Source organism: Kaistella haifensis DSM 19056, assembly GCF_000735695.2.
Lineage (GTDB): Bacteria > Bacteroidota > Bacteroidia > Flavobacteriales > Weeksellaceae > Kaistella > Kaistella haifensis.
Window position 1 is genome coordinate 20,660 of sequence record NZ_JASZ02000005.1, and the last position, 12,218, is coordinate 32,877.

General features: G+C 36.6%; 10 protein-coding genes. 5 read left to right on the forward strand and 5 right to left on the reverse strand.

Going from position 1 to position 12,218, the window contains the following annotated elements:
* The first annotated feature begins 6 nt into the window (after window positions 1-6).
* A complete protein-coding gene (locus AP75_RS03960; RefSeq protein ID WP_088263651.1) occupies window positions 7-1,509 on the forward strand; it encodes a carboxypeptidase-like regulatory domain-containing protein in 1,503 nt (500 codons plus the stop codon).
* Window positions 1,510-1,573: 64 nt separating this feature from the next.
* On the opposite strand, the gene AP75_RS03965 is transcribed toward AP75_RS03960, so the two are convergent.
* Both AP75_RS03965 and AP75_RS03970 read right to left on the reverse strand, forming a co-directional pair.
* Window positions 1,574-2,233: a LuxR C-terminal-related transcriptional regulator gene (locus AP75_RS03965; protein WP_031503956.1), complete on the reverse strand. Its 660-nt coding sequence runs from the start codon at window positions 2,231-2,233 to the stop codon at window positions 1,574-1,576.
* A gap of 107 nt (window positions 2,234-2,340) precedes the next feature.
* A complete protein-coding gene (locus tag AP75_RS03970; RefSeq protein ID WP_088263652.1) occupies window positions 2,341-3,459 on the reverse strand; it encodes a DNA polymerase III subunit in 1,119 nt (372 codons plus the stop codon).
* A 268-nt stretch (window positions 3,460-3,727) separates the two neighbouring features.
* Between AP75_RS03970 and AP75_RS03975 the strand changes: the two genes are divergently transcribed.
* From AP75_RS03975 to AP75_RS03990, 4 genes are read left to right on the forward strand one after another with little or no spacing between them, the layout of a single operon-like run.
* A complete protein-coding gene (locus AP75_RS03975; protein WP_088263653.1) occupies window positions 3,728-5,002 on the forward strand; it encodes a hypothetical protein in 1,275 nt (424 codons plus the stop codon).
* A 3-nt stretch (window positions 5,003-5,005) separates the two neighbouring features.
* Window positions 5,006-5,596, forward strand: a complete 591-nt coding sequence (gene lptC, locus AP75_RS03980) for an LPS export ABC transporter periplasmic protein LptC (RefSeq protein ID WP_031503960.1) — start codon at window positions 5,006-5,008, stop codon at window positions 5,594-5,596.
* Between the two features lie 29 nt (window positions 5,597-5,625).
* Complete coding sequence (locus tag AP75_RS03985) at window positions 5,626-6,672, forward strand: anhydro-N-acetylmuramic acid kinase (RefSeq protein ID WP_088263654.1); 1,047 nt, start codon at window positions 5,626-5,628, stop codon at window positions 6,670-6,672.
* 18 nt (window positions 6,673-6,690) lie between these two features.
* On the forward strand, window positions 6,691-8,208 hold the full coding sequence (locus AP75_RS03990) for a carbon-nitrogen hydrolase family protein (protein WP_031503962.1): 1,518 nt from the start codon (window positions 6,691-6,693) through the stop codon (window positions 8,206-8,208).
* Window positions 8,209-8,264: 56 nt separating this feature from the next.
* On the opposite strand, the gene AP75_RS03995 is transcribed toward AP75_RS03990, so the two are convergent.
* From AP75_RS03995 to AP75_RS04005, 3 genes are all read right to left on the reverse strand, one after another.
* Window positions 8,265-10,442 carry a TonB-dependent receptor plug domain-containing protein gene (locus AP75_RS03995; protein WP_242589761.1) on the reverse strand — a complete coding sequence of 726 codons (2,178 nt, stop codon included), beginning with the start codon at window positions 10,440-10,442 and terminating at the stop codon, window positions 8,265-8,267.
* 286 nt (window positions 10,443-10,728) lie between these two features.
* Entirely contained in the window at window positions 10,729-11,538 is an 810-nt protein-coding gene (kdsA, locus tag AP75_RS04000; protein WP_031503963.1) for a 3-deoxy-8-phosphooctulonate synthase, read from the reverse strand.
* Between the two features lie 153 nt (window positions 11,539-11,691).
* Window positions 11,692-12,216 carry a DUF1697 domain-containing protein gene (locus tag AP75_RS04005; RefSeq protein WP_088263655.1) on the reverse strand — a complete coding sequence of 175 codons (525 nt, stop codon included), beginning with the start codon at window positions 12,214-12,216 and terminating at the stop codon, window positions 11,692-11,694.
* Window positions 12,217-12,218: the final 2 nt, after the last annotated feature.

Genomic DNA, 12,218 nt, shown 5'->3' on the forward strand with positions numbered 1-12,218 from the left:
AAACTCATGAAAAATTTATATACTTACCTACTAATCGGTTTATTTTCGCTCACGCTTTTTTCCTGTAAAGAAGAAATTGTGGATCAAGTTCAAACAGGTTCCATCAAAGGAAAAGTGGTAACAAGAGGAACGAATACTCCTCTGAAAAACGTGAAAATAACGACTTCACCGTCCACCAATACAGTTTTTACAGCAGCTGACGGAAGTTTTGAAATTACAGAAGTTCCCATGGGGGATTATTCTGTAAAAGCAGAAGTTTCCGGATATCTCAATAATTTTCAATCTGCTAATTTAAAAAACTCCGGTCAAGCAGTTACTCTCGCCTTTGAAATGGATGATGATGAATCTTTAAATACAGCTCCTTCAATTCCGGAATTATTGAGCCCAACTGACAACGCAGAAAATCAACCGCTCACCGTACAACTTTCCTGGAGATCTACGGATCCTGATTCACTGGATGTTTTAAAATATCGATTGATCGTGAAAAACAATTTCAACACCAATGTTCTGGAAATAAAGGATTTGGAAGCAACCACCTACACCTTGGAAGATTTGGTTTACGGAGCAAGTTATTTTTGGCAAGTTGTGGTAAACGATGGGATTCACAACGATGTTTACAGCCCTGTTTATAAATTCACCACGAATAAAGTTCCGCAAAATCGCTATCATTTTGTAAGAAAAGAAAACGGAAATTCCTATATTGTTTCGAGTGACGAAGCGGGAACGAGTTTCAATCTCACCTCCAATTCATTCAACAGTTGGCGACCGAGAAAGAACAACAACGCCGGTTTGATCGCTTTTCTGAGAACAGAAGGTGGAAATTCTCACATTTTCACGGCAAAACCCGACGGAACCGAAGTTTTTAAAGTTACTGGAATTCCTGTTGCTGGATTTAATAATACCGAACTCGACTTTGCTTGGAGCACCAATGGCGAAAAATTCATTTATCCGAATTTTAATAAATTGTATAAAATCAATAAAGACGGTAGCGGCCAGGAATTACTATACACGAACACCGATGGAAGCTTGATTTCAGAATGCGACTGGAGTTACGATGGAAGTAAAATAGCTCTAAAAACGAATGATTTACATGGTTACAATTCTAAAATTATCGTCATTGATATGCTCGGAAATACCCTCAAAACCGTTTTATCAGACGCAAACGGAGCTTCAGGAGGCCTCAATTTCTCGGTAGATGGTAATTATTTAGTGTATTGTCATGATGTTTCTGGATATCAAGATAATCATTACCGACAACTGGATTCGCATATTTTCTTGTACAATCTTACCACCAACACTGCCCGTGACCTTTCCGTAGAAAGTGAAAAAGAAAATGGAACCAATGATTTGGATCCAAGATTATCACCCAACAATTCACAAATTATTTTCACCAATACCTCAAATGACGGAATTTCTGTGAAAAACATTATGGTTATTTCTATTTCTTCTGACACGGAATCTGAAAGAGCAAGTCTTTTCAGCAATGGAGAAATGCCAGATTGGGAATAGTCATAACTTTAAAATAAAAAAGCAGAATTTTTCAATTCTGCTTTTTTTTGATATTGATATTTATCTATTTCACCAAACTATGGTCTATAGCGTATTTCACCAATCGTGATGAATTATTAATATTCAGCTTCAGCATAATATTACGTCTGTGAGATTCTACGGTGTGAACACTGATAAAAAGCTTCTCAGCAATCTCTTTAGTCCGCAATCCTTCGCAAATAAGACTCAACACATCCATTTCTCTAGCAGTCAATTCGTCAGCTCCTGAAGGTTTTTCCCGATCCGGATCGTTTACGCTACAAATGTAATTGAAGAGATCGTTTTTAGTATCTTCATTAATATAAACCAATCCTTTTTTAGCAGATTGTATGGATTTCAGGAACTCTTCGGAGTCGGTATTTTTGCCCAAATATGCTTTTATTCCTTTATCAAAAAGTCTCTTAATTATTTTCACATCAGAATTTCCGGAAAGTACAATGATTTTCATTTCACTATTTAGCAGTAACAATTTATCGATCAATTCGAATTTTTCATTAATGTTTTCTGCAGTTAAATTCAGTATTAAAAAATCAATTTTTGTTACATCAATTTGCTCAATCTCCTGATTAGAAGAGACTAAATAAATAGGATGTAATTTAGAAAATCCATTTGCGTCGAGGAAATCCCTCATTAATTCTAGAAGAAACTGATGGTTTCCATAAATTGTAATATTCTTTTTCATCATTATGTGTTTTCGCTAAATTACTAAAAATCATCTAATTACAAAATGGTGAAATAACCCTTTTTTCGTTAATAAAAAAAGAATAATTGATGATGGAATAAACGCCTTAATTAAGCAGATTTATGGATATATCGGGAGAGCTTGATTCCCAGGTCGGTCCACACAATTTTGGGATTTGCATTTCTTCCTAAATGATAATCGGCGGCGGAAATTTCTTCTAAAATCGCTTCAATATTAGCTCCGTGGATATATTTCGAGAACCCTTCCCACTTGAAACCTCCGGAATTTATTTTTTTATAGACTAAATTTTCGCTTCCGTAATTTTGGAGCAGAGCCAATCGAAACATTTCTGAACAATAATCCAGGAAGTTTTTCTGTTTTTCGCGGTTCCAGTCGGCGATATTTTTTGCCCAGAATACAATATTTTTCAGGAATTCGGGTTTCTTTTTTACCTGAAATGCTTCGCGGACCCAGTTGATAAACAGCTGTTCGAACTCGCTATCTGTGTTTTCCGTGTTCAAAAGCTTTTGAGCGATGTTCCAATTTCCTTGCGCTTGAAAAACGATTTCGCGAAGTTTTTCTGCACTGATTTTATATTGATTTTGAATAAAAGATTCCATCGCCTCATCCTGAATTCTTGGGATTTCAACCAGCTGAGTTCGCGAAAGAATGGTAGGCAAAATATTATCGATATTCTCGGCAGTGAGGATGATGTAGGTATCTTTCGGTGGTTCTTCTAGAAATTTCAGGAATTTATTGGCTGCAACATTATTCATTTTGTCGGCTTGCCAAATGATGAGAATCTTGCTGCCACCTTCGAAACTTTTAAGAGAGAATTTCTGGTTCAATTCTTCAATTTCGTCAGCGAAAATAGAGAGTTGCTTGTTCTGAGATTCCAAAATTCCGCTCCAATCTTCATCGTTGGCATACAGATGTTCGAGGATCATTTCCCGAAAACTTTGCCGGAACGGATCGGTAAGTCCGCTGTTTTTTTCTTTGAAAACTGGAAAACTTATATGCAAATCTAAATGGTTGAGGTGTTCTACCTTGGAGGAAGATAGTTCGTTTTCTCTTCGGAAAATCTCTTTAGAAAATGCCATTGCCAACGGCAAAGTTCCATAACCAGCTTTACCTACGAAGAGCTGCGCATGACCCACTCTCTTGTCTTCAATACTTTCTATAAGGAGGTTTTTGAGTTTCTCCTGACCGACGATTTGTTCCCAATTCATTTTTCAAAGATAAATAATTTTTAGAAGCAATTCATAGCGTTTTAATGAGCATAATCGTTTAGTTAATGCTTCTATTATGACAAGATTTTCAATTATTTTTCTTTATTCATTCAAATAATTATAGATTAATTTTTATATTTTTTTTGAATTTTGGTATCTTTTCAAATGAAAAATCCGTTCTAGAAGCCCTTAACAAACTTTAACCAAAGTAAATTTCCTCAATTCAGTAATATTTAGGATATTTGCGCATTATTTTTAAAAATAGAGAATGAAAAGAATTTTTGTATTACCGCTGATCGCAGCAGGATTTTTCCTCAATGCGCAATCGATTGGTAATTCTCCTTACGCTGCCTTCGGAATCGGGGATGTGAAGTACGACAACACAACTGATGTGAATGCGATGGGCGGCATTTCTACTGCATATATCTGGGATTTCAACAACAATTTCAATTTCAGTAACCCTGCTGCGAATAAAAATTTGGAACTTACCACTGTAAAAGTAGAAGCAACCAATGAAAACAACTTTTTCAAAGCGGATTATGATAATATGAATGTGACCAAACATTCTACCTATCTTTCGAATATTACAGTAGCATTCCCTATTTCTAGTAAAATAAAATTTGGTTTAGGTTACCAACCCTACAGCTCCAAAAAATATTCGATACTTAACAAAGAAACACTAGCCGATGAAACTATCAAAGCGAATCTTTTCCGTGGTGAAGGAACTTTGAGTACTGTGCAAGCGGCATTTTCTTATCAGGCTTCTCCGGAATTAGGATTTGGTCTTAGAACCAATTTCTACTTTGGAAATCTTTATGATATCAACGAACTTACCTATAGCAACGCCGAGTTGATCAATGGTTACGAGACCAAAAATAAAATTAAAACCTTTAATTTTACCCTTGGTTCTGCTTATCAGAAAAAATACGGCACTGATAAAAAATTGACTTTAGGAGCAACTTATACTTTTGGTACTACCGGGAAAATGGAAACCAATTATACCAACAGTACCTATTATTATACCGATGGTGTTACCAAAAATAACGTAAGCATTATCGACGAAGATTTCAGTTCAGACAAAAACCTAATTCCTATGGAATTCTCATTGGGAGCCGGTTATGGTCGCGATACAAAATGGTTTGTAGGAACTCAGTTCGACTTCAAAAAAGGGGAAACTATTCAATTCTTGGGACAACCTTTTGCTAATGAAAATTCTTACAGAATTGCTGCAGGTGGTTGGTTTTTACCAAATTACAACAACTTCCGAAACTATTTTTCCAGAGTTACTTACCGTTACGGAGCTTATTACGAAAAAGGAAATCTAGCAATCAACGGAACCAATATCAATCAGTTCGCTTTAACCGGAGGCGTTACTTTGCCTTTCGAAAACAGAAGTGCAAGCAGAATGAGCGGCATCGATTTGGGTGTTGAAATCGGGAAAAGAGGAACTTTGGATAACAATTTGATCCGCCAAAATTTCATCAACCTAAAAGTCGGAATCAACTTTGCCGATAAATGGTTTGTGAAACGTCTTTATGATTAAAAAATGAAATTTTATAAGCAAATAATATCTAAAAATATAGCCGCCTTCCTAGGTTGTGCTATATTTTTTGGTTTAATTTCATGCGACGAAGACCTTACTCAGGTCAATAAAAACAAAAACACCAATTTCCCTTCGCAAATCATTAATAATGCAAAGATTGTACAACGCGATTCCGGGATGGTAAAGCTGCGTGCTACCGCACCATTAATTGAAAAATACGAGTTTATCGACTCGCCCTACAGCGTAGCAAAAAAAGGAATCAACATTCTTTTTTACGACAAGAAAAAACCTACAGTTCCTGGGAAAATCAATGCCAAATACGCTAAATTCGACGAGAAAAAGAAGTTCTACGAAGCAAAAGGAAATGTGAGAATCATCACTAACGAAAATCAGATTTTCGCGATGCAATCGGTGTATTGGGATCAAATAAAAAAAGAAATTTACACCTCCGATACCGTTTTTGTAACCGATAAAGACGGTTCCACACTTGTTGGCACCAACGGAATGCGTGCAAAAGACGATTTCTCGGCATACACGTTCTACAACAATTCCGGGAACATCAACGCACAGAAAATTCCTGAAAAAGGAAAATAATTTTTCGTAAATTCGGGGAAATATTTTCTATGACCTTTAACGCAATCGGCTTAATGTCGGGAACAAGCCTTGACGGGCTTGATATTTGTTGCGCAACCTGCACCAAAGAAAATTCCCGGTGGAAATTCCACATTCAGCATGCAGAAACACTTCCCTATTCAGATTTTTGGGAGGAATCACTTCGAAATGCCATTCATTTAAATGCGGAAGAACTTTTGGCTTTCAATTCAGAATATGGATTTTATTTGGGCGAAAAAGTAAAGGAATTCATCACCAGTAATTCTTTAAAAAACATAGATATAATCGCATCTCACGGTCATACTGTTTTTCATCAACCTGAAAAAAAATTTACTTTGCAAATCGGCGACGGAAGAGCAATAAAACTGTTAAATAAAATTCCGGTCGTTTACGATTTCAGAAGTCAGGATGTATTGATGGGCGGAAACGGGGCTCCACTAGTTCCTATTGGTGATGAATTGCTGTTTTCCGATTTTGACGCGTGCTTAAATCTCGGTGGATTTTCGAATATTTCTTTTAAAAAAGATGGAAAAAGAATCGCTTTTGATATTTGTCCGGTGAATATTGTTTTGAATAAATTTGCGCAACTTCTTCACCAAAAGTATGATGAATATGGAAATCTAGCTAAAAATGGAATCATCAATGAAGAGATTTTAGCAACATTAAATTCCATTGAATTTTATCAAAAAACACCACCAAAATCTTTAGGAATTGAGTGGGTGAATGAAAATATTTTCCCGAAATTATTTGATGAAACTCCAGAAAATATTTTGGCAACTTTTACCGAACATATTGCGGATCAAATTGCAACTGTTTTCAATGATTATCAATTGAAAAACGTATTTTTTACCGGCGGCGGAACATATAATTCCTTTTTGCTGGAGAAAATAAAACTCAAAACTGAAACCGAAATCATTGTTCCCGACAAAAGAATTATTGATTTCAAAGAAGCTCTAATCTTTGCATTGATGGGAGTTTTAAAACTTAATAACGAAATAAATGTATTGAGTTCCGCGACAGGCAGTTCTGCAGATCATTCTACCGGAATATTAATTTAACTTAAAAAATAAAAATTTATGCAAATAGATATCAGAAAATTATCGATCGACGATTATGACGAACTGAAAGAAACGATGCAAAAAGCTTATCCCACGATGTCGGAAAGTATTTGGTCCAAAAAAAGCATCCAAAAACTGCTTAAAATCTTCCGTGACGGACAAATCTGTATCACGGTTGATGGGAAAATTGCTGCAGTTGCGCTTTCTTTAATTGTTCAATACGAACTGTACGGAGACGACCATACCTATAAAGAAATTACAGGAAATTACACGTTCAACACACATTCCGACACCGGAAATGTGCTATACGGAATTGAAGTTTTTGTGGATCCAGAATACCGAAAATTGCGTTTGGCGCGCAGACTTTATGACGTAAGAAAAGAGCTCTGCGAAACCTTGAATTTAAAATCGATTATGGTAGGTGGAAGAATTCCAAATTATCATCTTCACAGCGCTGAACTTTCGCCGAGAGCGTACATCCAAAAGGTGAGAAATAAGGAAATTTATGATCCTGTTTTGAGTTTTCAGTTGGCCAATAATTTTTTGCCGGTAAGAATTTTAAAAAACTATCTTCCGGAAGATGTACATTCAGAAGAGAATGCGGTTTTGCTGCAATGGAACAACATTTATTACAGCAAAAAACCAAATACCATGCAGGATTCGGTAATCCGACTTGGATTGGTACAATGGCAAATGCGACATTTCAAAACCATCGATGCATTTTATGAACAAGTGGAATTTTTCGTGAATGTAATGGCAGATTACAAATCAGATTTTATTTTGTTTCCGGAACTTTTCAACACGCCTTTGCTTGCGCCTTTCAACCATCTTTCGGAAAGAGAAAGTATGTTTAAATTGGCTGAACTCACCGAAGAAATTAAATTGAAACTTTCGGAATTTGCAATCGGTTACAATATCAATATTATCGCCGGAAGTATGCCTTTGGTGGACAATGGAGAACTTTACAACATCAGTTATTTGCTTCACCGTGACGGTAAAATAGATGAACATAGAAAAATCCACATCACACCGAACGAAAAGAAATATTACGGAATGAAAGGTGGAAACGAAATAAAAGTGATTGATACCGATTGCGGAAAAGTTGGTTTGGTGATTTGTTATGACGTCGAATTCCCGGAATTACCGAGGATTTTGGCAGATCAAGGAATGAAAATTCTATTTGTTCCTTACCTTACCGACACGCAGAATGCTTATACCCGAGTTCGTCATTGTGCTGCAGCAAGAGCCATAGAAAACGAGTGTTATGTCGCCATCGCGGGTTGTGTAGGAAATTTGCCGGGGGTGAATAATATGGACATCCAGTTTGGTCAAGCGTCGGTTTTCACCCCATCAGATTTTGCGTTTCCTTCGAATGCAATCAAGGGAGAAGCGACGCCGAATACGGAAACTACACTCATCGTTGATGTAGATTTGAATTTGTTGAAAGAACTTCATCATTACGGTGCAGTTCGAACGATGTCGGATCGAAGAAGAGACTTGTACGACACTGTCAATCTCAATACGGAAGCAGAATAAAAGAAAAATCCCGAAGTTTTTAATTTCGGGATTTTTTATGTTTAAAGTTTAAATTATTATAGTTTAAAATCGAGTTTCACATTGAAGAATCTGCCTGTCAAGCGAACCGGAACCGGATAATTGTAATTGGTAGAAACATCATTAATCCACTGGTTTGCAACGGTATTACTGATATTAAATGCATTGAAAATCTGCACTCCCAAAGTCAATTCCTTGAAATTCCCCCAGAAACCGCCGTTCACTTTATTGTCTTTTTGATCGATAAAAACTTTGGACAAACCAATATCGACTCTTTTATAAGAAGGCAAAGTTCTTTGGTATTGATAAGGCGCTTCAAAATCGGGTTTACCATTTTCATCCAAAGAAATTGGGGTTCCGGAAGGCAATCCGTTAGCGTAAGTTAAGGTAAGATTTACGCGCATTGAAGGGAATTTAGGCATATAATCCTGATAAAACATCGAGAATCGGAAACGCGGGTCCGTCGGTCTTGGAATATATCCTTTTCCATCGATATTTTCATACACTCTTGCGTAGCTCGCAGAAACCCATGAATCAACTCCGGGAACAAACTCTCCGAATAACCTCGCATCCACTCCATACGCATACCCTTCCGAATTATTTTTACCGGAATAGCGAATTCTCACATTGTCCAAATAATACGGAATTAAGTTATCCATTTTCTTGTAATACGCTTCAGTAGTTAGTTTGAAAGGTCTATCAACCATTCGGAATTCAAAATCATTGGACAGAATAACCTGCATCGAACGTTGGGATTTAATTTCCGAATTGAAATTCCCATCCAAATCTTTAATCTCTTTATAGAAAGGCGATTGATAATAAATTCCTCCTGCAATTTTGAAAAGCATATCCATATCCCAATCTGGTTTTATGGCGAATTGCGCTCTCGGTGAAATAATGGTTTCATCATTGAAATCCCAATGAGAAGCCCTCACACCGGCATTTACGAAAACTCTGTTGGTTCCCCAATAGAATTTTTTTGAAAATTGTGCATATCCGGAAAGTCTGGTCGGCTGAATATGATTGGAACCTGCAATATTGAATTTCAAACGCAAATCATCAGCATTTAAAGTTCCCGGCGTCGTGTAATCAATCGGGGTGCTATATCCCAAAGAATCCACAAGTTGCCATTCATTAGTAAGGTCTTTTAGATTTTCTTTTTCGAATTTCAATCCGACTTCAAAATCGGTATTTATATCAGGAGAAAAACGAGATTTAAGTTGTGTTCCGTAGGTTTTTACCAATAAATCGTTTCTCGCGTGATCGATTTGTCCTCCTACATCATACGAAGTTACAGGCTCGCCGGTAATTGGATCGAAAGTTTGTAAGCGATATGCAGAAGCAATCGAATAATATTCTCTTTCACGGTTTTGGTAGGCGAAATTATCTAAGGTAAAAGACCATTTATTGTTGGGTTTAAAGTTGATTGATGCAGTTCCCATCATATTTTTGTAGGCATCATCTTCCTTTCCATTGTAGAAAACGGTAAGTTTCAAAGGCGTTTGCAAACTTCCGAAATCGACTTCTTTTACCTTGGGAACCATTTCATAATCATTCTTGCTGTAATATCCAATGAATGAAATATTCCATTTGTCATTAAATTTATAATTGATATTCGACTGAAAATCCATGTATTGTGGATTGAAATCTGTATCTTCATTCAAAGTATTAAGGACCAAATTGGTATTTCTGTATCGTCCGGAAAACAAAGCCGAAAACTTCTTATTCTTGGAAGCAAATCCGGTTGAAAGTCTTCCACCAATTAAACTCGCCTCACCAGCAACTTCAAATTTAGTAGGTTGGCGGTAATAAATATTCAATGCTGAAGACATTTTGTCTCCATATTTCGCTTCAAAACCGCCGGCGGAAAAATTAATCGCTTGAACCATATCGGGATTGATGATGCTCATCCCTTCTTGCAAAGAATTTCGGATCAAAAAAGGACGATAGATTTCAATATCATTGATGTAAATAAGGTTTTCATCATAGTTTCCGCCTCTTACCATGTATTGCGAAGAAAGTTCGGTATTGGAATTCACGGAAGGCAAAGTCTTCAACAATCCTTCAACACCACCGGAAAGCGAAGAAACCTGTTGTGCTTCTTTCGCGGAAATTTCAACAGAAGTTAAATCTGTAATCTTTGGTTTCCCTTTTTTCTGAAAAACCACCTCCTGAATTTGCGATTCTCTTTCAGATTTTACAAATAAAACATTGATATGCTGTACTTTTGGACTGGTTTTAATATTTTTACTAAAACCTCTGAAAGTTTCCTTTTGTACCGAAAGCGTTTCCTCTGAACTGGCAATTGGAATCTTCACAAAACCGTTTCCATCGGTTGTGAAATTTTGGTTATTATAAGAAACATTAGCTTGCGAAACAGGAGTTCCATTCTCGTCAAGAACTTTAAGATTGATCTGCGAAAAAGCAAAAGCCGGTAAAAATACAAGGAGTAAATGGAGTTTTTTCAATGCGAGTAATTTAGATTTTAAAGATAACAAAAAATTACAAAATCGCTTCTCTCACTCTGGTTAATTTCTGAAGCAAATCCTCCAATTTGTCAAGTTGCAACATATTTGCACCATCCGAAAGTGCGGTAGCCGGAGTTGGATGTGTTTCCAGGAAAAGTCCGTCTGCTCCAACAGCAATTCCAGCTTTGGCGATGGTTTCAATTAATTCCGGACGACCACCTGTAACGCCGGAATTTTGATTCGGTTGTTGCAAAGAATGCGTTACATCCAAAATCACCGGCGCATAATTTTGCATTGTTGGAATTCCGCGGAAATCCACCACTAAATCGGTATAACCAAAGGTATTCCCACGTTCGATAATCGCAGTTTTGCTGTTGCCAGAATCTACTACTTTTTCCACCGCAAATTTCATGGATTCCGGAGAAAGAAACTGACCTTTCTTCAAGGTGATGCATTTTCCGGTTTTTGCAGCAGCGACCAATAAATCGGTTTGCCTAACCAAAAACGCAGGAATCTGCAATACATCTACATAATTTGCGGCCAAAGCAGCGTGTTCATTTTCATGGATATCGGTCGTAGTGGGAATATTGAAGGTTTCCCCTACTTTTTTTAGAATTTCCAAAGATTTTTCCTCACCGATGGTCGTGAATGAATCAACACGGCTTCGGTTGGCTTTCTTAAAACTGCCTTTGAAGATGTACGGAATTTCGAATTTATTGGTAAGTTCTACAACTTTTTCGGCGATTCTCAGTGCCATATCTTCACCTTCAATAATGCACGGACCAGCGATCAGAAAGAAGTTTTTGGAATTTTTGTGATGGATGTTTTCTAAGTATTGAATCATTGTTTTTCGGTTTTAAGTAAAATCTTAAATTAAGATTTCAAAAATACGGATTTTTTCAATGCATCTATTTTTAAGTTTCAGCTAAAACCAATTGATCGAACTTAATAAAAAAAGCGAGCTAAAGCCCGCCTTACATCATTATTTTTTTCAGAACTAAAATTTCTTCACGATTTTTTCAATGGTATTCAAATTCCTGGAAGTGATTTTATTTTTCAAAGATTTTTTGCCTAAAACTTTACCAAAATCGGAATCCAAAGTATTCCCTTTCGGAACTTGCCAATAGAAAATATGCTCAATGATTTGTGCGTTTTCATTTTCTGTTTTTTGCGAATGATCAAATTCTTCCAAAAGCACACTTTCAATATCTTCAGTTCCGACAAAAGCGTAAATGTGCAAATCATCAGCTTTAGTGAAAGGACTGTTTTCAAAGATTGCTACCACTTCTTTTTCTGATTTAATGAAAAGAAAAGCTTCATAATTGAAATAATCAGACATCGCTTTTTCCAAAATAATTTTTAAATCGGCAGCCGATTTATCAGAGGAAAAAATCAGATTTCCGGTCGCTAAAACCGATGAAACTTCACTCGTTCCGGCATTAGAAAAAACTTTGCAAACTTCTGCCATTTTCATAGATGTTCCGTTGACATTCACCCCGCGGAGAAACGCACAATACTTCACTT